General features: G+C 58.5%; 21 protein-coding genes. 19 read left to right on the plus strand and 2 right to left on the minus strand.

All coding sequences use genetic code 11. The features are described from left to right. Positions 1 to 87: 87 nt before the first annotated feature. The gene (locus EP166_RS09640) at positions 88 to 945 is read right to left on the minus strand and encodes an alpha/beta hydrolase (RefSeq protein ID WP_127556604.1); all 858 of its coding nucleotides are present in this window, start codon (positions 943 to 945) and stop codon (positions 88 to 90) included. A 251-nt stretch (positions 946 to 1,196) separates the two neighbouring features. On the opposite strand from EP166_RS09640, the gene EP166_RS09645 reads away from it, so the two are divergent. From EP166_RS09645 to EP166_RS09730, 18 genes are all read left to right on the plus strand, one after another. Beyond that, positions 1,197 to 3,473 (plus strand): bifunctional salicylyl-CoA 5-hydroxylase/oxidoreductase, encoded by a 2,277-nt coding sequence (locus EP166_RS09645; protein WP_127556605.1) that lies wholly within the window; start codon positions 1,197 to 1,199, stop codon positions 3,471 to 3,473. A 3-nt stretch (positions 3,474 to 3,476) separates the two neighbouring features. After that, complete coding sequence (locus EP166_RS09650) at positions 3,477 to 4,241, plus strand: SDR family NAD(P)-dependent oxidoreductase (protein WP_127556606.1); 765 nt, start codon at positions 3,477 to 3,479, stop codon at positions 4,239 to 4,241. Beyond that, entirely contained in the window at positions 4,238 to 4,750 is a 513-nt protein-coding gene (locus EP166_RS09655; protein ID WP_127556607.1) for a MarR family winged helix-turn-helix transcriptional regulator, read from the plus strand. Before EP166_RS09650 ends, EP166_RS09655 begins: the two co-directional genes overlap by 4 nt. 2 nt (positions 4,751 to 4,752) lie before the next feature. Further along, complete coding sequence (locus tag EP166_RS09660; protein WP_425470041.1) at positions 4,753 to 5,556, plus strand: enoyl-CoA hydratase family protein; 804 nt, start codon at positions 4,753 to 4,755, stop codon at positions 5,554 to 5,556. Beyond that, positions 5,556 to 6,695: an acyl-CoA dehydrogenase family protein gene (locus EP166_RS09665; RefSeq protein ID WP_127556609.1), complete on the plus strand. Its 1,140-nt coding sequence runs from the start codon at positions 5,556 to 5,558 to the stop codon at positions 6,693 to 6,695. Before EP166_RS09660 ends, EP166_RS09665 begins: the two co-directional genes overlap by 1 nt. A 100-nt stretch (positions 6,696 to 6,795) precedes the next feature. Beyond that, positions 6,796 to 8,418, plus strand: a complete 1,623-nt coding sequence (locus tag EP166_RS09670; protein WP_127556610.1) for a benzoate-CoA ligase family protein — start codon at positions 6,796 to 6,798, stop codon at positions 8,416 to 8,418. A 527-nt stretch (positions 8,419 to 8,945) separates the two neighbouring features. After that, entirely contained in the window at positions 8,946 to 10,088 is a 1,143-nt protein-coding gene (locus tag EP166_RS09675) for an ABC transporter substrate-binding protein (protein WP_127556611.1), read from the plus strand. 49 nt (positions 10,089 to 10,137) lie between these two features. Next, positions 10,138 to 11,058: a branched-chain amino acid ABC transporter permease gene (locus EP166_RS09680; protein WP_127556612.1), complete on the plus strand. Its 921-nt coding sequence runs from the start codon at positions 10,138 to 10,140 to the stop codon at positions 11,056 to 11,058. A gap of 11 nt (positions 11,059 to 11,069) precedes the next feature. Further along, complete coding sequence (locus EP166_RS09685) at positions 11,070 to 12,107, plus strand: branched-chain amino acid ABC transporter permease (RefSeq protein WP_127556613.1); 1,038 nt, start codon at positions 11,070 to 11,072, stop codon at positions 12,105 to 12,107. Further along, positions 12,100 to 12,861 carry an ABC transporter ATP-binding protein gene (locus EP166_RS09690; protein ID WP_127556614.1) on the plus strand — a complete coding sequence of 254 codons (762 nt, stop codon included), beginning with the start codon at positions 12,100 to 12,102 and terminating at the stop codon, positions 12,859 to 12,861. The genes EP166_RS09685 and EP166_RS09690 overlap by 8 nt, the downstream gene beginning before the upstream one ends. Further along, positions 12,845 to 13,525 (plus strand): ABC transporter ATP-binding protein, encoded by a 681-nt coding sequence (locus tag EP166_RS09695; protein WP_127556615.1) that lies wholly within the window; start codon positions 12,845 to 12,847, stop codon positions 13,523 to 13,525. The genes EP166_RS09690 and EP166_RS09695 overlap by 17 nt, the downstream gene beginning before the upstream one ends. A gap of 2 nt (positions 13,526 to 13,527) precedes the next feature. After that, positions 13,528 to 13,968 carry an acyl-CoA thioesterase gene (locus EP166_RS09700; RefSeq protein WP_127556616.1) on the plus strand — a complete coding sequence of 147 codons (441 nt, stop codon included), beginning with the start codon at positions 13,528 to 13,530 and terminating at the stop codon, positions 13,966 to 13,968. Then, positions 13,968 to 14,378, plus strand: coding sequence for a RidA family protein (locus EP166_RS09705; RefSeq protein ID WP_127556617.1), 411 nt, complete (start codon positions 13,968 to 13,970; stop codon positions 14,376 to 14,378). Before EP166_RS09700 ends, EP166_RS09705 begins: the two co-directional genes overlap by 1 nt. 275 nt (positions 14,379 to 14,653) lie before the next feature. After that, positions 14,654 to 15,460, plus strand: coding sequence for a formate dehydrogenase accessory sulfurtransferase FdhD (gene fdhD / locus EP166_RS09710; RefSeq protein WP_127556618.1), 807 nt, complete (start codon positions 14,654 to 14,656; stop codon positions 15,458 to 15,460). Positions 15,461 to 15,535: 75 nt separating this feature from the next. After that, on the plus strand, positions 15,536 to 15,742 hold the full coding sequence (locus EP166_RS09715; protein WP_127556619.1) for a ParD-like family protein: 207 nt from the start codon (positions 15,536 to 15,538) through the stop codon (positions 15,740 to 15,742). After that, positions 15,735 to 16,508 (plus strand): type I methionyl aminopeptidase, encoded by a 774-nt coding sequence (gene map / locus EP166_RS09720; protein WP_127556620.1) that lies wholly within the window; start codon positions 15,735 to 15,737, stop codon positions 16,506 to 16,508. Before EP166_RS09715 ends, map begins: the two co-directional genes overlap by 8 nt. A 217-nt stretch (positions 16,509 to 16,725) precedes the next feature. Further along, positions 16,726 to 18,162, plus strand: a complete 1,437-nt coding sequence (locus EP166_RS09725; protein WP_127556621.1) for an MATE family efflux transporter — start codon at positions 16,726 to 16,728, stop codon at positions 18,160 to 18,162. Next, the gene (locus tag EP166_RS09730; RefSeq protein ID WP_220432538.1) at positions 18,155 to 18,589 is read left to right on the plus strand and encodes a glyoxalase superfamily protein; all 435 of its coding nucleotides are present in this window, start codon (positions 18,155 to 18,157) and stop codon (positions 18,587 to 18,589) included. The genes EP166_RS09725 and EP166_RS09730 overlap by 8 nt, the downstream gene beginning before the upstream one ends. 105 nt (positions 18,590 to 18,694) lie before the next feature. Here EP166_RS09730 and EP166_RS09735 read toward each other — a convergent pair whose 3' ends face one another. Continuing rightward, positions 18,695 to 19,639, minus strand: a complete 945-nt coding sequence (locus EP166_RS09735) for a DMT family transporter (RefSeq protein ID WP_127556622.1) — start codon at positions 19,637 to 19,639, stop codon at positions 18,695 to 18,697. 89 nt (positions 19,640 to 19,728) lie between these two features. Between EP166_RS09735 and EP166_RS09740 the strand changes: the two genes are divergently transcribed. Continuing rightward, the gene (locus EP166_RS09740) at positions 19,729 to 20,643 is read left to right on the plus strand and encodes a LysR family transcriptional regulator (protein WP_127556623.1); all 915 of its coding nucleotides are present in this window, start codon (positions 19,729 to 19,731) and stop codon (positions 20,641 to 20,643) included. Position 20,644 lies beyond the last annotated feature (1 nt).

Below are 20,644 nucleotides of genomic sequence, written 5' to 3' on the forward strand. Positions count from 1 at the left end.
GTAATTTCAACCCCCACACCCGGCTTGAGGTCGTATTTATGCAGATTATGTACTCATGGCTGAAAACAGCGGCGGCCTAACACCTAATCATGCTATGTGGCGCATAATAGCGTCAAATATCTGGCCGGATCCGTCGTTCAGCCCGTCAATAACGGTGAAGTGATCACAGCCGGAAACAGACTCCACGACAACGCTTCGCTGTGCGTCCGCGGACAAAAGATGAGCCTGATACGCCGTCGACTGACGGTGAAACTCATCCGACTCCAGGGCTCCCACCACCAGACTCACCGGACAAGCTACCGTTGGCCCAATACGAACCGGGCTCAGCGTCATCACATCCCGACCGGTCAGTTGCAGCTTGGGCTGCAACCAGGAATAGGGAAAGGGCGCGAGATCGAACAGACCGCTGATCGCGGTCGCCCCTTTGATCAGGTCTGGCGACCGGCCATAGAGCCCCTGCCAGTCGGTCGACAGCAGCATGCCCACGATATGGCCACCCGCCGAGTGCCCGGACACCGTTATGCGTTCCGGGTCATAGCCATAGTCTGCCGCATGATCGGCCAACCAAAGCAGGGAAACCTGACACTGGCGAACCAGCTCGCCCATGGTCACCGAGGGGCACAGGGCGTAGTTGACCACCGCCACGCTAACGCCTGCTTCAACCAGCCCGCGCGCAGCGAAGGTGAACTCCTTGTTGCTCAGCGAACGCCAGTAGCCCCCATGAAAGAATACGTGCAGCGGTGCGCCTGGCGTTTGAGCAGGAAACAGGTCCAGCGTTTCCGCAAGGCTCTGGCCAAAGCGCAGATCGGCATGCACCTTCAAATCAGCCATCGTGGCGGCGCTCATGGCCTTGTAACGCGCCATAGCGGCAGCTCCATCGGCCGTTTTAGAGGGGTCGTAGGCCAGATCAATGGCCTCCTGAGTTTCAAAGTGACGGTACAGCATGATGACTCCGGGTTGAGGAGGCTCTGAACCATTCACGTGGGGCTCTGCGGGAGCCCCGCGTGAATGGTTCAGAGCCTCCTGAATTTCAATAAGGGCTTCAGGATACCCCCGAACGCCTTTTGGACGCCATTAAAGCGCTTAGCAACAATATTCTTCAAGTATAAACGTTTAGGCTTGAAATACTTTTCAGGTGGGTCTACATTGATCCGAACAACGTGAATCTGCCTGCCACAGTAGCAAAGGTTAAAACAATGAAAATAGCTTGCCTCGGCGGAGGGCCTGCGGGTCTGTATTTTGCCATCAGTGCCAAGTTGCGTAATCCGGATCACGATATCCAGGTCTTTGAGCGCAACAAAGCCGACGACACCTTTGGCTGGGGCGTCGTACTGTCTGACGAAACCCTCGACAACCTCGCGCAGAACGACCCGGTCAGCGCCGAGCGTATACGCGAGCATTTCGCCTATTGGGATGACATTGCTGTTGTGCACAACGGCGTGCGAACTACTTCGACCGGTCATGGTTTTTGCGGTATCGGTCGCATGCAATTGCTGATTCTGCTGCAGGAACGCGCCCGGGAGCTCGGCATTACCCTGCACTTCGAAACGCCCTTTGAGGACATCGACGCCTTTGTCAAAGGCTTCGACCTGGTGGTCGCGGCCGATGGCATCAACTCAAAAGTACGTCAGCACTTCGAGCACATTTTCAAACCCGATATCGACGTGCGCGCCTGCAAATTTGTCTGGCTTGGCACTCATCAGAAATTCAACGATGCCTTCACGTTCATTTTCGAGAGAACCGAGCACGGTTGGGTCTGGGCGCACGCCTACCAATTCGATAACGACACCGCGACCTTCATCGTTGAATGCTCAGAAGCAACCTGGAACGCCTTCGGTTTCGGCTCAATGAACCAGGACGAATCCATCGCCGTCTGCGAACGCATCTTCGCCGACCACCTCGACGGCCATGCACTAATGACCAACGCCCGCCACATCCGCGGCTCGGCCTGGATCAACTTCCCGCGCGTGTTATGCGAACGCTGGAGTCACGAAAACGTCGTGCTGATGGGCGATGCGTCAGCCACCGCACACTTTTCTATCGGCTCCGGCACCAAGCTGGCCCTGGAATCTGCCATAGCCCTGGCCGACTATGTTGAATCCGAACCTACACTCAGCGCCGCCTTCGAACGGTACGAAGCCGAACGCCGGCTGCAGGTGTTACGCCTGCAATCGGCCGCGCGCAATTCCACCGAATGGTTCGAGCAGGTCGAACGCTATCTGGATCTCGACCCGGTTCAATTCAACTACGCCCTGCTGACCCGTTCACAACGGATCAGCCACGAAAACCTGCGCCTGCGCGACCCCGCCTGGCTGCAGTCAGCCGAGCGCTGGTTCCAGCAACAGGCCGGCGCCGACACCGATCAGGCACCGATGTTTGCGCCCTACACAGTACGCGGGATGACGTTGAAAAACCGGGTGGTAGTGTCACCGATGGCGCAATACAAAGCCGTCGACGGCTGCCCGACCGACTGGCACTTCGTGCATTACGCCGAGCGCGCCAAAGGTGGGGCTGGCTTGGTGTACACCGAAATGACCTGTGTCACCCCGGAAGGCCGAATCACACCCGGATGCCCCGGCCTCTACAACACCGAACAGGTTGCGGCCTGGAAGCGCCTGACCGATTTTGTGCACGCTGAAACCGACGCCAAACTCTGTATGCAGCTAGGCCATTCCGGCGCCAAAGGCTCAACCCAGCTTGGCTGGGAAACCATGGACGCGCCCCTCAAAGAGGGTAACTGGCCCATCATGGCAGCCACGGCGCTGCCTTGGTCACCGAACAATGCTTTGCCCAAAGCCATGGACCGAGCCGATATGAATGAAGTTCGAGACGCCTTTGTGAAGGCTGCTCGCCTGGCTGAAGAAGCAGGTTTCGACATGCTCGAAGTGCACGCCGCACACGGCTATTTGCTCTCGGGCTTCATTACCCCGCTGACCAATCACCGCACCGATGAATACGGCGGCAGTCTGGATAACCGGATGCGCTATCCGCTCGAAGTGGTAAAGGCGGTGCGCGAAGCCTGGCCTGAAGACAAACCGCTGTCCGTGAGAATTTCAGCCCACGACTGGGTCGGCGATGACGGCATTACACCCGATGAAGCCGTCGAAATCGCAGCACGATTCAAGGCCGTGGGTGTCGACCTGATAGACGTATCAGCGGGTCAGACCTCGGTGCAAGCGCAGCCTGTTTACGGCCGCATGTTCCAGACCCCGTTTGCCGACCGCATTCGCAACGATCTTAAAATACCCACCATGGCCGTCGGCAACATCTACGACCCGGACCATGTGAATTCCATTTTAATGGCTGGCCGCGCCGATTTGGTTTGTCTGGCACGACCACACCTGGCCGACCCTTATTGGACGCTGCACGCCGCTGCCAAAATCGGGAACGACCAACAGAGCTGGCCTAAACCCTATTATGCAGGGCGCGATCAACTGCTGCGCCTGGCTGAACGCGATGAAGGACTGATTTAACCCATGCCATCGGTTTCTAAAGACAACAGTTTCGCTGACAAAAAGGTACTGATTACCGGCGGCGGTAGCGGCATCGGTGCTGACCTGGCCCAGGCCTTCGCCGAGGCTGGTGCGCGGGTGATCATCGCCGGGCGCACAGAAGCCAAACTGCAGCAGGTTGCTGCGGCACATTCCAGAATAGAATACCGTATCGCCGACGTAACCGATGCAGCATCCGTTGAGGCTCTATTCAGCGATATTGGTTCACTGGATATCGTCATCGCCAATGCCGGCGCCGCCAGCAGTGCCCCGCTGCGCAAAACCAGCCTTGAAGACTGGCAACGCATGCTTGATGTGAATCTGACCGGCGTCTTTTTAACCCTGCAAGGCGGGCTGAACAAACTGACTGACGGCGGCAGATTGTTAGCCGTTGCCTCAACCGCTGGGCTAAAAGGCTACCCCTATGTTGCGCCCTATTGCGCCGCCAAGCATGGCGTCATCGGGCTCGTTCGCGCACTGGCATTGGAAACCGCCAAGCAGGGCATCACCGTCAATGCTTTGTGCCCCGGGTTCACCGAAACCCCCTTGCTCGATGAAAGCCTGGCCAACATCAGCGCAAAAACCGGACTCAGCAACACCGAAGCCCGTGCGCAATTGACCGCAACCAATCCCCAGGGTCGCTTGATTCAACCCTCGGATGTATCGGCGGCCGCTTTGTGGCTCGCCAGCCCCGCCGCCCAGGCGATTACCGGCCAGGCCATCGCCATTGCCGGAGGTGAACTGTCATGAGTGAACCAGCCAGCATCACCCCAAACCGGCATCTCACCAGCAAAGAGCACCTGCGACTCTGGCTGCGGCTGTTGCGCACAACACGCAGAGTCGAATCCGAACTGCGTGAACGGCTGCGCCTTCAGTTCAACACCACCCTGCCCCGGTTCGATGTGATGGCCGCGCTGTCACGTCACCCGGACGGGTTAAAAATGAACGAGCTATCACAGCAATTAAAAGTCTCGAACGGCAACGTCACCGGCATCATCAGCCGCCTGGTCGAAGACGGCTGGGTGGAGCGCATCGCCATCGAAGGCGACCGCAGAGCGACGCGGGTACTGCTGACCAGAGCCGGTACCGAACAATTCCATCAGATGGCCCAGGCCCACGAACACTGGGTCGACGAACTGTTCAGTTCGCTGTCGAGCCAGGAAACGCACCACATGAATGAACTGTTCGCCCACCTGCCCACCGAAGCCGGGCCGGAACCGGACAGCCCCGAATCGACTACCCAGGGAGACACACCATGAAGATGGCCAACCATGCACCCAAGCATTTTCTCTGGCGCACGGAAGGCCCGGTCGCCATCATTCAACTGAACCGACCCGAGCGCAAAAACCCGCTCACCTTCGAAAGCTACGCCGAACTGCGCGACACCTTTCGTGACCTCGCCTACGCCGACGACATTCATGCCGTGGTGTTTGCGGCTAACGGCGGCAACTTCAGTTCCGGTGGCGACGTACACGACATCATCGCGCCACTGGTCGGCATGGAGATGAAGGACCTGCTCGCCTTCACCCGCATGACCGGCGACCTGGTCAAAGCCATGATCCACTGCAACAAACCCATCATCGCCGCCGTCGAAGGCATTTGCGTCGGCGCCGGCGCCATCATCGCCATGGCCTCGGACATTCGCTTTGCCACGCCGGATTCAAAGACCGCCTTCCTGTTCACCAAAGTCGGCCTCGCCGGCTGCGACATGGGTGCCTGCGCCATGCTGCCGCGCATCATCGGCCAGGGCCGCGCCGCCGACCTGCTGTACAGCGGTCGCAGCATGAGCGCCGAAGAAGGCCACAACTGGGGCTTCTTTAATCAAATTTTCGATGCCGAAAAGATTCAAACCGAAGCACTGAGCTACGCCCAAAAACTCTGCGAAGGCCCAACCTTCGCGCACGGCATCACCAAAACCCAACTCAACCAGGAATGGTCGATGAGCCTCGACCAGGCCATCGAATCCGAAGCGCAGGCCCAGGCCATTTGCATGCAAACGCGCGATTTCGAACGCGCCTACAAAGCCTTCGTCGCCAAAGAAAAACCTGTTTTTGGAGGCAACTGATGAGTGATACCAGCTTCCTAACCTGGCCGTTTTTTGAAGACCAACATCGCGACTGGGCCAAAGAACTCGACGCCTGGTGCATCGACAACCTGAGCCAGCACAGCAGTGAGACCGACACCGATGCCGAGTGCATCAACCTCGTTCGCGCGCTCGGCAAAGCCGGTTTTCTGCAACCGACAGCCGGCAACGCCATCGACGTACGCACCCTGTGCCTGGCCCGCGAAACCCTCGCCCGCCATCATGGTTTGGCCGATTTCGCCTTCGCCATGCAAGGCCTGGGCACCGGTGCCATCAACCTGTTCGGCACCGACGAGCAAAAAAAATGGCTCGATAAAACCCGCGCCGGCGACACCATTTCCGCCTTCGCATTGACCGAACCAGCTTCCGGTTCCGACGTCGCCAACATCACCACCGAAGCCATCCGCGATGGCGACGACTACATTCTCAACGGCGAAAAAACCTGGATCTCCAACGGCGGCATCGCCGACCTCTACACCGTCTTCGCACGCACCGGCGAAGCCCCGGGCGCCAAAGGGCTCTCCGTATTCTTGGTAGAAGCCGACCGAGCTGGGTTCGAAATTAGAGAACGCCTGCACACCATGAGCCCACACCCGCTGGCACGCATCGGCTTCAAAAACGTCAGAATTCCAGCCAGCAATCGCATCGGCGAATCCGGCCAGGGCTTCAAAATCGCCATGTCGGTATTGGATGTCTTCCGCTCCACCGTCGGCGCCGCCGCCCTCGGCTTTGCACGCCGCGCGCTTGATGAAACCCTGACCCGTTGTCAAAACCGAGAACTGTTTGGCGGACCCCTTGCCGACCTGCAAATGGTACAGGGCCATATCGCCGAAATGGCACTCGATGTCGACGCCGCCGCCTTATTGGTGTACCGCGCCGCCTGGACCAAAGACCAGGGCGCCGCCCGTGTCAGTCGCGAAGCCGCCATGGCCAAACTCTATGCCACCGACCGGGCGCAATCCGTTATCGACAAAGCCGTGCAATTACACGGTGGCGACGGCGTACGTAGAGGCCACATTGTCGAAAGTCTGTATCGGGAGATTCGTGCGCTGAGAATTTATGAAGGCGCGTCGGATGTTCAAAAAATTGTGATAGCACGTAGCGCGTTGAGTTCAGGCTAGCAAAAATAATCGAGATCGCTGAGCAGTCGCCGCGGGCCACTGCCACACAGCCAAACAGAGCTGCAGATTTCGACTAACAACAATAACAAGAGAGGCAACTATGTCAGTACCGTCAGCACACACCGATACCTACTGTCGCGATCATCTGCCACCGGCCGATCAGCAACCGGTGTTCCTGCTCGACCGCGTACCTTACCCGGAGCTATTAAACGCCGGCGTCGAACTCACCGACCGCCTGGTGGAACAGGGCATGGGCGATCGTACCGCCCTCATCGGCAATGGCCGTCGCCGCACCTACAAAGAATTGACGGACTGGACCAACCGCCTGGCTCATGCCCTGGTTGACGACTTCGGCATCCGCCCCGGCAACCGCGTACTCATTCGCTCGGCCAACAACCCGGCGTTCGTTGCTTGCTGGCTCGCCGTCACCAAAATCGGCGCTGTTGCCGTCAACACCATGCCCATGTTGCGCGCTGGTGAACTGGCTAAAATTGTCGACAAGGCCGAGATCAGCCACGCCCTCTGCGACACCCGCCTGCTCGACGAAATCAAACGCTGCGCCGCCGACAGCCAATTTCTAACATTCGTCATCGGCTTTGACGGCACCGCCAATCACGACGCCGAACTCGACCATGCCGCCCTGGAAAAACCGGTGCATTTCGACGCCGCCCCGACTCGCGCAGACGACGTCGCCCTACTCGGTTTCACCTCCGGCACCACCGGCTCACCCAAGGCCACCATGCACTACCACCGAGATCTATTGGCCGTCGCCGACACCTACGCCAAAGACGTCTTAAAGGTCACGCCAGACGACGTCTTTGTCGGCTCTCCACCGCTGGCATTCACCTTTGGCCTCGGGGGCCTGGCCATTTTCCCCCTGCGTTTTGGCGCCACCGCCACCCTGCTGGAAACCGCCTCGCCACCCAACATGATCGACATTATTCAGCGCTACAAAGCGACCATTTCCTTCACCGCTCCAACGGCCTACCGTGTCATGCTGAAAGCAATGGATGAAGGTGCAGACTTATCGAGTTTGCGCGCGGCGGTATCTGCTGGCGAAACCCTGCCCGCCCCGGTATTCGATGAGTGGCAACAAAAAACCGGCAAACCCATGCTCGACGGCATCGGCGCCACGGAAATGCTGCACATCTTCATCTCCAACCGACTCGACGACGCCCGACCCGCCTGCACCGGCACCCCGGTTCCTGGTTACGAGGCAAAAATCGTCGATGACGAGATGAACGAAGTGCCCCGGGGCACCGTCGGTAAGCTTGCCGTGCGCGGGCCCACCGGTTGCCGCTACATGGATGATGCCCGGCAACTCAACTATGTCCGCGATGGCTGGAACCTCACCGGCGATGCCTTCAGTCAGGATGAAGACGGCTACTTCCACTTCGCCGCCCGCACCGACGACATGATCATCAGTTCCGGCTACAACATCGCCGGCCCCGAAGTCGAAGCCTGCCTGCTCGGCCATCCGGACGTCCTCGAATGCGCGGTCATCGGCGCACCCGATGAAGAACGCGGCCAGATCGTACAGGCCCATATCGTATTGGCCGAGGGCCTGATGGCCGACGACGACTGCATCCAGCGCCTGCAGGACTACGTGAAAAGCCAGATTGCCCCCTATAAATACCCGCGCTCAATCAAATTCATTGAGCAATTGCCAAAAACTGCAACAGGCAAAGTACAGCGGTTCCGGTTGAAGGAGGAGGTTTCCTGAAAGCCTGAGTTAAAAATTCGCTCGGTCAATTGGAGGCTGTGGTTGTTTATGATTGGGTGGCAGAGGACTGTTGGGTACGCCTATTGAAGGCACACCGTAGATCCATCCATGGAGGCTCGTAGATCGCATCCCTGCGATCTCACGGCCTTCAATAGGCGTACCCAACAGTCCAGGCAATATCACAGGTTATTCAATGGCGAATTTCCAACTCAGGGTGCCGTGAGTGGATCCTGAGCAAAACAAGTGTTTAGTGGGGCCGTAAAAGCCTTTACATTATTAGGTGGACAGCACGCCCACATAGGCAAGAGGTTTTTACCTTGCCAAAGCAACCAACAGCCCAAGCATCGGCTGTCGGGTATGGCACTGGCGGGGCGTCGGCTCCCACGGATGGGAGCCGCCGAGCTTACATGGATGTACTTGCAGCGACCCGCCAGTGCCATACCCGGCGGCCGATGCGAACGACTGGCACAAAAATATAGCAACCAGAGAGTCAAAAAATAACGAGAAAAACACCAGGAGGTGTGACCATGAAGAAGGTAATGAATGCAGGTTTGGGACTGTTGATGGCTACCGCCATTGCGGCACCGACGCAGGCTGAAAACGTTAAGATTGGGATGATTACTACACTGTCCGGCGGCGGCGCGCACCTGGGTGTCGATGCACGGGATGGGTTTATGCTGGCCATTGAACAGGCCGGTCGTGACGATGTCGAGGTGCTGATTCAGGACGACGCCCAGAAACCGGATGTCGCCAAAAGCCTGGCCGATGAATTCGTGCAGCGCGAAAACGTCGACATCATGACCGGGATCATCTGGTCGAACCTGGCGATGGCCGTGATTCCGAGTGTGGTACGTCAGGGTACTTTCTACCTGTCGGTGAACGCGGGCCCGTCTGATCTGGCCGGTCGCCTGTGCCACGAAAATTACTTCAACGTCGCCTGGCAAAACAACAGCCTGCACGAGGCCATGGGCGAATACATGAGCACCGAAGGTTTTGAAAACGCCTTTATTCTGGCCCCGAACTACCCGGCCGGCACCGATGCACTCGAAGGCTTCAAGGCCCGATACACCGGCGAACTGGCCAATGAAGTCTATACCCAGCTCGGGCAAACCGATTACGCCGCTGAAATCGCCCAGATCCGCGCCAGCGGTGCCGACAGCGTGTTCTACTTCCTGCCGGGTGGCATGGGCATCGCCTTTATGAAGCAGTATGCCGGCTCCGGTGTCGACATTCCGGTCTACGGCCCAGCCTTCTCCTTCGATGAAATCATCATCGGCGCGATTGGTGACGCGGCGATCGGCGTGCGCAATACATCCCAGTGGGCGTATGACCTCGACAACGCTGCCAACCAGACCTTTGTATCGTCATTCCGGGAAAAGCACGGTCGCACCCCAACTCTGTATGCCTCTCAGGGTTATGACACCGCCCGCCTGATTCTGGCCGCCCTCGAAGTGGCCCATCCGGATGACAAAGACGCCTTCCGCGAAGCCCTGCGTGCGGCCGATTTCGACTCGGTTCGTGGCGACTTCCGCTTCGGCACCAACCATCACCCGATTCAGGACATCTACGTCCGTGAGATCGTGGCCAGTGGCGACGGCGTGACCAACCAACTGGTCGGTGTTGCCGTTGAAGACATGCAAGACGTTTACGTCGATCAGTGCAGCATGTGAATGACCGGGGGAGTTCACTCCCCCTGCTTTAATTAATGAGGACTCCGGTGTGACCCTGTCGTTACTCTTTGAACAACTGCTCAATGGCCTGCAGCTGGGCACCATGCTGTTTCTGATGGCCAGTGGCCTAACGCTGGTGTTCGGCGTCATGGGGCTGATCAACCTGGCCCATGGGTCGTTTTACATGACCGGCGCCTTTGTAACGGCCTGGGTGACCGGCACCACCGGTAATTTTTGGGTGGGGTTGCTGGCCGGCACGCTGGCGGCGGCGGCCGTGGGGGCTCTGGTCGAATTTGCCGTGATTCGACGGCTCTACCATCGGGATCATCTCGACCAGGTGCTCGCCACTTTCGCGCTGATCCTTATTTTTTCCGAAGGCACCCGCTGGCTGTACGGTTCATCACCCCTGTGGCTGAACGTACCAGACAGCCTGGCGGGGTCTGTGACGTTGCCCTTTGGCGTCGAGTACCCGCTGTACCGACTCGCCATTATTGGCATGGGTATCCTGATTGCCATTGGCCTGTATCTGCTGATTAGCCGCACCCGGCTGGGCATGCGCATCCGCGCCGGTGAGAACGACCGCGAAATGATCGGTGCGCTCGGCGTGGATATCAGCACGCTGTACACCCTGGTGTTTGCATTGGGCGCCGGTCTCGCTGGCCTCGCTGGTGCCACCATCGGCGCGCTGCAGTCGGTTCAGGTTGGCATGGGTGAGCCCGTGTTGATTCTGGCCTTCGTGGTGATCGTCATCGGTGGCATTGGCTCTATTAAGGGTGCCCTTGTCGGGGCTTTGCTGGTTGGCGTTGTGGATACCCTGGGCCGGGTGTTACTGCCTGATGTATTCAAACTCTTTATGGAAGCGTCAGCCGCGTCTGGCGTTGGGGCGGCCATTGCTTCAATGCTGATCTACATCCTGATGGCGATCATCCTCATCTTTAAACCCAACGGCCTTTTTGCCGTCAAACACTGAGCAGGCCGGTTATGACGCAATCGCATTCCTTCACCCAAACAAGCCCGGCCCGACCGGCCCGTTTCCGGCTCGACCGGGAAGGCTGGATCAGCCTTAGCCTATTATTGATTCTGGCCGTCGGCGCCTCGGTCGCTTACCTCGCCGGTGAGAACTTTTTCGTGAACCTGGCCTCGCGCATGGTCATCATCGCGCTGGCCGGCGTTGGCCTGAACCTGGCACTGGGCTTTGGTGGCATGGTCAGTTTCGGTCATGCCGCCTACTTTGGCCTCGGCGGCTATGTCGCAGGCATCGGCGCTTTTCACGCGTTCGACATGACCCCGGCGCTCGGCATTCCATTTCTGCCCAACGGCAGCGACCAGATGATTCCACTCTGGTTAACCGCCATTGCCCTGTGCGGCCTGCTGGCCTATGGCATTGGCCGACTCTCGCTGGGCACCTCCGGCGTTTACTTCATCATGATCACTCTGGCCTTTGCCCAGATGATCTACTACTTCGCCATTTCCTGGCCGACCTACGGCGGTGAAGACGGTCTGCCGATTTACATTCGCAACCAGCTCTGGGGGCTGAATACCAACAACAGCCTGGTCTTCTTTTTTCTGTGTTTCGGGTTACTGCTCGCGGCTCTGTCGTTCTGCCATCGCCTGCTTGGCTCGCGCTTCGGTGCGGCCCTGACCATGGCGCGCCTGAACCCGGTCCGGCTGGCAACCTCAGGGGTTGAACCCCGCCCAATCAAACTGGTGGCCTTTGTCATCAGCGGCATGATTACCGGGCTGGCCGGGGCGCTCTTTGCTGACCTGAACGGTTTTGTTGGTACCTCGATGCTCGACTGGCATCGCTCCGGGGAAATCATGGTCATCGTCATTCTCGGCGGCGTCGGCCGGCTCTATGGCCCGGTAGCGGGTGCCATGTTGTTTGTTGCCATGGAGTTCTGGCTCGGCGGTTTAACCGAATACTGGCAGTTCTTCCTCGGGCTGGTGTTGCTGGCTGTCGTGCTGTTCGCGCGCGGTGGCGTCTTTGGTCTGCTGGCCGGGAGGTCGCGTCATGAATGAGGCCGTCCTCAGCATTCAGAACCTGAACAAACGCTTTGGCGCTCTTCACGCGACCAAAGACGTCTCCATCAACGTGATGCCGGGCGAAATTCATGCGCTGATCGGCCCGAACGGGGCCGGCAAATCGACCCTGATTGCCCAAATCGCCGGCACCCTGCCACCCGATTCCGGCACCCTCTGGCTCGACGGACAATCACTCGATGCCCTGTCGGTCGCGGAGCGTGCCCGCCAGGGGCTGGGGCGCAGCTTCCAGGTCTCGTCACTGGCTGAAAGCCTGAGCGTGCGCCGCAATGTGATGATGGCGGTACAAGCCCTGCAGGGCAGCAGTTTCCGGTTCTGGAAACCGGTAAACAGCGACGCCAGCTTACGCGAGCCTGCCGATGCGGTACTGGCGCAAATGGACCTTGGCCACCGCGCCGATACGCCAGTGGCCGAGCTGTCTCACGGTGAGCGCCGTCAGGTTGAAGTCGCCTGCGCTCTGGCGCTGAAGCCTAAAATACTGTTACTGGATGAACCCATGGCCGGCCTTGGGCCGGAGGGCACCGCCAAGCTGACCACCCTGCTAGAGACACTCAAGCACCAGGTGCCCATCTTGCTGATCGAACACGATATGGATGCGGTATTCCGCCTTGCAGATCGAATTTCCGTGCTGGTGGCCGGTCAAGTCATCGCGCACGGCGACAGCGATACCATCCGCAACGACCCGAACGTTCGCGAAGCCTATCTGGGAGACGACCATGCTGAAAGTGCATAACCTCGAGACCTTCTACGGCCCGTCCCAGGCGTTGTTTGGCGTTGATCTGTCGATCGCCGCCGGTGAACTGGTGGCGTTGATGGGCCGCAACGGTATGGGCAAAACCACCACCATTCGCTCGGTGTTTGGGCTCACCCCGCCCTCGGCCGGGTCGATCGAATTCGAGGGCAAAGACATTACCCGCGCCCAGGGGTTTCGCATTGCGCAGATGGGACTCGGCCTGGTGCCGGAAGGCCGGCGCTGCTTCACCAACCTCTCGGTACGTGAAAACTTGCTGGCCACGGCCCGCCCCGGCCATTGGGATCAAACCAAGGTGGAAGCCTTGTTCCCCCGTCTGGCCGAACGGCGCGACCAGAGCGCCAACACCCTCTCCGGCGGCGAACAACAAATGCTGGCCATTGGCCGGGCGTTGATGACCAACCCCAAACTGTTGGTGCTCGACGAAGCCACCGAAGGCCTGGCCCCGGTGATCCGTCAGGAAATCTGGCGCGCCATCCGCACGCTGAAAGAGGCAGGGCTGTCGATTCTGCTGGTCGACAAAACCCTGAAAGAAGTGCTGCCACTGGCCAGCCACTGCCTGATTCTGGAAAAAGGCCAGACCGTCTGGGCCGGCGAACCCGACGCCCTGACCGACGACCTAAAAGACCGCTACCTGGGCGTATAATCATGGCGTACCTAACCCGACACAAAGTTCGATTCGGCCACTGCGACCCGGCCGGCATCGTCTACTTCCCACGGTATTTCGAACTGATCAACGCCGTCGTGGAAGACTGGTTCGCCGACGTCGTCGGCCGGGATTTCAACAGCCTGCACATCGAATCCGGCACCAGCGTACCGACTGTGAACCTGAATACCGATTTCAAAGCCCCCAGCCGCCTTGGCGACTGGCTCGACTTCCGGCTGACTGTGACAAAGATAGGCAACGCCAGCCTGACACTGACGATCACCGCCCACTGCGGTAACGACCTGCGCCTGTCGAACGAATCCACCCTCGTTTATGTCGATATGAACAGCGGTAAACCCCAGCGCTGGCCAGAAGCGATGCGCCACCAATTTGAACGCGACCGGGAAACCCCCGACGCCGCGACCGAAAAAGGATCCTCCTGATGACTGCACCCAACACGCACCAACTGCTTCACCCCAGCCACTGGAAACGCGCGGTCGGCTACGCCAACGGCATGTTGGCTGAGGGCAAAACCGTCTTCGTAGGCGGCCAGATCGGGTGGAACGCCGACCAGGTCTTTGAAACCAGCGACTTCGTCGGCCAGATCGAACAGGCACTGCGCAACATTGTCGCCGTATTGCACGAAGCCAACGCAGAACCCGAACACCTGGTCCGCCTCACCTGGTATGTCACCGACAAAGCCGAGTACCTGACCCGCCTCACCGACGTCGGCGAAGCCTATCGCGCCGTGCTCGGCAAGCATTTCCCGGCGATGACCATGGTGCAGGTGGCGGATTTGATTGAAGATGAAGCCAAAGTGGAGATCGAAGCGACGGCGGTAATACCCGAGTAAACCCCTCTACACAGTACTAAGGGTTCGGGACTTGCACACTGGGAGCGACGAATGCCGGTGGTGCCTCTGCGGAGTAGTCCGAAACATGAATGTTTCGGTCTAGGCCCGAGACGTCGGACCGCCATGGACGGATTCACGCCGACCCCGCCGAGGCGCCACCGGTAATCGACGCGGACCATTACCACTAAACACCCTGTACGTCGCTCACAGGCACACACCCAGCCCACATTCCGGTACAATCGAGCTTCCACTCCACAGCAACCGGGATAGCCCAGATGTCGCTCCCACCCGCTTCCGGTAAGCGCTACTTCCGAACCCAGCTTCACGCTGGAACCGATTCTGAAACCGAACTGATCGAAGAAGTCCCGGTAGCGATCAGCTATGGCGATATCACTCACGGCATCATGATGCTGACGCCGACTGACCTCGACGACTTTCTACTGGGTTTCAGCCTGAGCGAAGGCGTAATCCGCCGTGCGGCAGACCTGCTGGACTGGACGTTAACAACCACTCACACACCCGATGGCCTGCCCGCTTACTTGTTGGATGCCACCCTGAGCGCGCGCCGCCAGTCGAACTACCGCAGCCGGCAACGACAGATGATGGGTGCAACGGGCTGTGGCCTGTGCGGCACGGACTCGCTGGAAAGCGCCTTTGTACCGCTGGAGCCATTGCAACCCTCACCTCTGTTGCCACGGGCACAACTGAGCCAGTTGCGCGATCAGCTCACCCGGGCCCAAACGCTGGGGCCGCAAGTCGGTGCTATTCACGCCGCAGCGCTGATCGACCCTCAAGGCACCCTGCTCGCCTGCCGCGAAGACATCGGCCGGCACAACGCCCTCGATAAGCTGATCGGTCATGCCCTGCGCCGTGAACACTCACTGACGGGCCACACTCTGGTGATGAGCAGCCGCTGCAGTGTCGAACTGGTCAACAAGGCCGTTATGGCCGGGGCGTCTACGCTGGTTAACCTAGCTGCCCCGAGCACCCTGGCGGTTGACCGTGCCCGTCGCTATGGGCTGAATCTGGTGCATCTGGCCCGGGACAACCAGCCCAGATATTTCAGTCCGGTAACGGAATAAACCCGGCAATGGTATTTACAGCCCACACATAGCCCATATATGATTCGTATACACATCATATATTTGGAGTTCATCATGGGCATTGTGAAAATCAACGACGACCTGCACGAAGACATTCGCAAAGCCAGCTCATTCATGGTGCGCTCCATCAACGCACAAGCCGAGTACTGGATTAAAATCGGCATGCTGGCCGAAGCCAACCCGGGCAAATCGTTCAACGAGATCGTGAGCGAACAAATGAAGGAAGCCCAGGTCGAAGTAAGGAGAATTGCCAGTGTCTGAGGTTATCCTCAAATCCGCGTCGGAACTGCAGATCATGCGAGAGTCCGGCCGCCTGCTCGCCTCGGTTTTTGCGTATCTCGACGGTCAGATCGCGCCGGGCATCACCACCATGGATATCAACAACCTCACCGAGCGCTACATCATCGACCAACTGCAGGCACGCCCGGCCAGCAAAGGCCAGTACGGCTATCAGTATGTACTGAACAGCTCGGTCAACCATGTGGTGTGCCATGGCGTGCCCTCGGAGACTCAAACCCTGAAACCCGGTGACATCGTCAATATCGACATTACACTGGAAAAAGGCGGCTACATTGCCGATTCGAGCAAAATGTACCTGATTGGTGACGTGACACCACTGGCACAACGCCTGGTCGATAAGACCTACGACGCCATGTGGGAAGGCATTCGCGTCGTGAAACCAGGCGCTACCCTGGGCGACATTGGCCACGCCATACTGCGACACGCTACAAAAAACGGCTACACCGTGGTCCGTGAGTATTGCGGCCACGGCATTGGCCGGGAAATGCATGAAGCACCGTCCGTATTGCACTATGGTCAGCAGGGAAAAGGCCTGGTTCTGCAAGAGGGCATGACCTTCACTATTGAACCGATGATCAACCAGGGCAAAGCCAAGGTGAAGCAAAAGAACGACGGCTGGACCGTTGTGACCAGCGACAAAAAACTGTCGGCGCAATGGGAACATACAATCGCCGTAACCGCCGATGGGTATGAAGTACTGACGCTTCGGGAAGAGGAGCGAGTTTAGTAAGCGCCAGCCAGCAGCCAACCAATCATTGACACGGGTGACTCGTCTGGCTAGAGTCCCGTCTGGTTCCAGGCACCAGCCGCTCGCGGGCTTTATTATGGCCCAGGTGAAGTTCTGGCAGACCTTTTCAACGTCACCCTTGCGCATTCTGTAAGGTGGTAATGCGAGCACCATCTCCGTTCAGGCACACAGAATGCCAGCAAGTGGAGACACCATCATGTCATCTCCTTCTGCCCCCCCGGCGTCTGCGAACGCTACCCTGAGTTTTATCGAACGGCCATTAGTACCCCTGTTTGCCAGGACAGCATTTCCCATTATTTTTGTGATGGGAATGAACGGACTGTTGACCGTGGTCGATGCCCTTTTCCTGGGTATCTTCGTCGGCTCCGATGCGTTGGGCGCAGTCACCCTCATGTTCCCGGCATTCATGCTGCTGGTTGCATTATCGACCCTGGTGTCAAACGGAATGTCGAGCGTTTTGGCCCGACATTTGGGGGCACGTAGAACGCTCAATGCGCAGGTAATTTTTGCGGCCGCCCATGGTCTTGCCCTGATCGTCAGTCTTATTCTTGTGCTGGCATTTGTGCTGTTTGGTGAACGCTTTACGTTACTGGCTGCCAACGGTAACCAGGTCCTGGCAGATATGGGTTACGCCTACATGCGGATAACCATATTTTGCTCGCCACTGTTGTTCGTCCTGGCTCTACAATCCGATGCGTTGAGAAACGAAGGCCGGGCGGGGTTCATGGCGGCCATGAGCCTGCTCGTGTCACTGGCGAACATAGGGTTTAACTACTTTTTCATCGGGGTGCTCGGCTGGGGAGTGGCCGGGTCTGCTTATGGAACCGCGTTGGCGCAATGCCTGGCTCTGTGCATCGTGATTGGATTTCGCATTAAGGGTATGACGGATCTGCGGCTAGTTGGTCCTGGCTGGCATCCCGGGACCTGGGGGGGCGTCCGTACGCGCTGGATTGAAATTCTCAAATTAGGCGCACCGCAAAGCCTGAGTTTTCTGGGTCTGGCACTGGGCTCTGGGGCGATCATTCTGGCATTGCAACTGGCCCAATCCGTTACTTACGCAGAAACGGTTTCAGCCTACGGTATTACAACACGGTTGATGACGTTTGCTTTCCTGCCGTTACTCGGTTTGAGCTTCGCGCTGCAATCCATAACGGGCAATAACTATGGGGCGGGTCTCTGGCACCGGTCAGACGGCAGCCTGCGGCTGGGTCTGCTAATGGCATTGTCTTACTGTGTGTTGGCCGAAGTCATTCTGGTGATATTTGCCCGGCCAATCGGGAGCTGGTTTGTTGATGACCCGAAGGTAATCAATGAGGTGGGGCGGATCATGCCGCTCATTGTATCCATGTTTTTCATCGCCGGTCCGGTGATGATGATTGCAACCTATTTTCAGGCCATCGGTGACGCTGGTCGGGCAGCCTTACTGAGCCTGACCAAAACCTATGCTTTCGCCATTCCGCTGACCTTTTTGCTTCCCGTCTTTTTGGGCGAGACAGGCATCTGGCTCGCAGGCCCGACTGCGGAATTGTTACTGTTGCTGTTAACCTGTGTGGTGTTACATACGACCGCTCGCCGCCATGGGCACAGCTGGGGTCTGTTCAAAGCTGGCAGCCAGGGGCATCGTCATGATTGAACCGCTGCCCACACCGGCCTCGTTAAAAGCACAAGCAAGACGATTGAAAACACAGCTGGAAGCATCAGGTGAGACGATTAGCCACAGTCATTCCCTGGAACTCCTGGCCATTCATCATGGGTACAGAGACTGGAACACCCTCAACGCGATCATAACGCGGAAAGCACCAGCGCCCGTGGCAGTGGGAGACAAAGTGGATGGCCGCTATTTATCCCACGCCATCAGCGCAACCATCGTCTCAGTTCAACCACTACAGCTCGGCAGGTACCGGATCCAGCTGAAATTAGACGAGGCAGTCGATGTTGCAGCCTCCAGACGGTTCTCAGCCTGGCGCAAGCAGATAATCGCCGTGATTGACGGCACAGGTGTAACCGCGGAAACCACCTCTGACGGCAAACCGCACTTGCAGCTAGACCTTTCCCCCTGATCCGGAGGAAGTATCCAAGGCAGATCATTTTCATTGGCGAAACCGGGCTCAGCATCCACTGCTTTTCGCCTGACAACTGAATCAAATAACGTCCGGATGCATCTCTTATACACCACCTGCATGCCCTGCGTAGCGGGGAAGAATGCTGTCACTTTCCTGGTGTCTGCCACGACCACACAACATGGCCAACGCGACCCCCGCAATCGCCACACCCATGCCTAGCATGCCATTTGGTCCCGGGGTTTCACCAAACATCAACGCTGCCCAAACCAGGGTTACAGGCGGGGTTAAATATACCAGCGTTGAGGTGGTCGTCACACCAAGGCGGCGCAGGCTGGTTACGAAGAAGCCGTAGCCACCCAGACTGGACAGCACGATCAACCAGGCAATGGCAGACAGGGTGACCGGCTCGGTTGTGAGCCATTGGATTTCTCCACCGCCGTCAATGAGGGCAGCGACGGAAAATACCAGAGTGGCTGCCAACAGTTGCATCGTTAGCGTGGGGGCCATGGGCAAGGCAGCCCTTCGGTTCACGGAGACCAGGCTACCGAGCGTGACGGACACCACTGAGAGCAACGGCAGCGCATAGGCCCACAGCGGAACATCACCGCCCTTGCCCACATCATCGAGCACGCACAAGACGACACCGCCGGCAGCCACTGCCATGCCCGCCCACCCCAGCCGGGAGAGCTTCTCACCCAGCCAGGGCCCGGCCAACGCCGCTGCCAGCAAGGGTTGTAACGCCGCAATCAGTGCGGTGACACCCGCGCTTACACCCAATTGAATGGCCAGAATCACCCCAAGCAGGTAGCCACCCATAGTCAGGCTACCGACGCCGACTTCCTGCACCAGTTCCCGGCGGTTAAACAGCACCGGTGCGCTGATGTACCACCATACTCCAGTCATTGAACCCGCCAGTAAAAACCGCCAGGCGAATAATGTAAAAACTGGCAGGGTGGATTCAAGCGCCAGACGACCGCCCACAAAACCCGAGCTCCAACACACCACAAACCCCAGGGCGACGAGCGGTGATATTAGATGGGTGGGCATAGCACTGGCTCCAGTGAATGGATTTGCCAGGCAGTGTGAGGCAGAATAAGCGTTGAATAAATCGATATAAACTTTACTCAGAGTTCAATATGATTGAAGGCCCCACAACAGCGCCCGCCGCAGCACTGGACCTGGAATTGCTGCGCAGCTTCCACGCCATCGCCCAGCTCGGCTCACTGGCGGCAGCAGCCTCGCAACGACACAAAACCGTCAGTGCCGTTAGTATGCAGGTCAAACGGTTGGAAGACGCTCTGGGTTCAAGGCTACTCGAGCGCGGCCCACGGGGCATGACACTCACCCCCACCGGTGAAGCCCTGCTGCATGAATCCCGCGAGCTGTTGAACCTGCACGATGCCATGGTAGCCCGTTTCACTGGCCGGGGCCTTGGCGGCAAGGTTCGACTGGGCTTGCCTGAAGACTACGCACGGGAACTACTGACCGGCGTGTTGCCGGATTTCATCGCCCATCACCCCAACGTACTGCTGGAAGCCGTAACCGCCACCAGCGGCGAGCTGGCACGCAAGATCAAGCGCTCTGAACTCGCCCTGGCCGTTCTGCTGGATCGCCCGCATTCGCTCACCGGTGGTGAGCCCTTGTGGCAAACAACGCCCGTTTGGGTCGGCCCCAGAATCGGCCGTTTGACCGATCGCGATAGCTTACCGTTGGCCCTGCATGAGGTTGATTGCCCCTACCGGGAACTGGCCACAGAAACGCTGGAGAAAGCCGGCAAGCCCTGGCACGCAGTCTTCACCAGCACTAGCATTCATGCGGTTGAAAACGCCGTCGAAGCGGGCTTGGCCATCGGTGTTATCGACCGCGAACGGGTCACTTCCAGCATGCGGGAACTGGGAGATGAAGACGGACTGCCACCCCTGCCCACCTGTCAGGCGCAACTGCATTTTGCCAAACGCATAGACGCCAATTCACGACTGGCCGTTGAAGCACTGGCGGTATTATTACGCGAACGCCTGGTGGGCCGGGGTCCCTGGCGGGCAGTCAGATAGA

Source organism: Saccharospirillum alexandrii, from assembly GCF_004000275.1.
Lineage (GTDB): Bacteria > Pseudomonadota > Gammaproteobacteria > Pseudomonadales > Natronospirillaceae > Saccharospirillum > Saccharospirillum alexandrii.

Bases quoted from the DNA above. Each gene is read 5' to 3' on its own strand.
- EP166_RS09640 (WP_127556604.1), bottom strand. From the start codon at position 945: ATGCTGTACCGTCACTTTGAAACTCAGGAGGCCATTGATCTGGCCTAC.
- EP166_RS09645 (WP_127556605.1), top strand. From the start codon at position 1,197: ATGAAAATAGCTTGCCTCGGCGGAGGGCCTGCGGGTCTGTATTTTGCC.
- EP166_RS09650 (WP_127556606.1), top strand. From the start codon at position 3,477: ATGCCATCGGTTTCTAAAGACAACAGTTTCGCTGACAAAAAGGTACTG.
- EP166_RS09655 (WP_127556607.1), top strand. From the start codon at position 4,238: ATGAGTGAACCAGCCAGCATCACCCCAAACCGGCATCTCACCAGCAAA.
- EP166_RS09660 (WP_425470041.1), top strand. From the start codon at position 4,753: ATGGCCAACCATGCACCCAAGCATTTTCTCTGGCGCACGGAAGGCCCG.
- EP166_RS09665 (WP_127556609.1), top strand. From the start codon at position 5,556: ATGAGTGATACCAGCTTCCTAACCTGGCCGTTTTTTGAAGACCAACAT.
- EP166_RS09670 (WP_127556610.1), top strand. From the start codon at position 6,796: ATGTCAGTACCGTCAGCACACACCGATACCTACTGTCGCGATCATCTG.
- EP166_RS09675 (WP_127556611.1), top strand. From the start codon at position 8,946: ATGAAGAAGGTAATGAATGCAGGTTTGGGACTGTTGATGGCTACCGCC.
- EP166_RS09685 (WP_127556613.1), top strand. From the start codon at position 11,070: ATGACGCAATCGCATTCCTTCACCCAAACAAGCCCGGCCCGACCGGCC.
- EP166_RS09690 (WP_127556614.1), top strand. From the start codon at position 12,100: ATGAATGAGGCCGTCCTCAGCATTCAGAACCTGAACAAACGCTTTGGC.
- EP166_RS09695 (WP_127556615.1), top strand. From the start codon at position 12,845: ATGCTGAAAGTGCATAACCTCGAGACCTTCTACGGCCCGTCCCAGGCG.
- EP166_RS09700 (WP_127556616.1), top strand. From the start codon at position 13,528: ATGGCGTACCTAACCCGACACAAAGTTCGATTCGGCCACTGCGACCCG.
- EP166_RS09705 (WP_127556617.1), top strand. From the start codon at position 13,968: ATGACTGCACCCAACACGCACCAACTGCTTCACCCCAGCCACTGGAAA.
- fdhD (WP_127556618.1), top strand. From the start codon at position 14,654: ATGTCGCTCCCACCCGCTTCCGGTAAGCGCTACTTCCGAACCCAGCTT.
- EP166_RS09715 (WP_127556619.1), top strand. From the start codon at position 15,536: ATGGGCATTGTGAAAATCAACGACGACCTGCACGAAGACATTCGCAAA.
- EP166_RS09725 (WP_127556621.1), top strand. From the start codon at position 16,726: ATGTCATCTCCTTCTGCCCCCCCGGCGTCTGCGAACGCTACCCTGAGT.
- EP166_RS09730 (WP_220432538.1), top strand. From the start codon at position 18,155: ATGATTGAACCGCTGCCCACACCGGCCTCGTTAAAAGCACAAGCAAGA.
- EP166_RS09735 (WP_127556622.1), bottom strand. From the start codon at position 19,639: ATGCCCACCCATCTAATATCACCGCTCGTCGCCCTGGGGTTTGTGGTG.
- EP166_RS09740 (WP_127556623.1), top strand. From the start codon at position 19,729: ATGATTGAAGGCCCCACAACAGCGCCCGCCGCAGCACTGGACCTGGAA.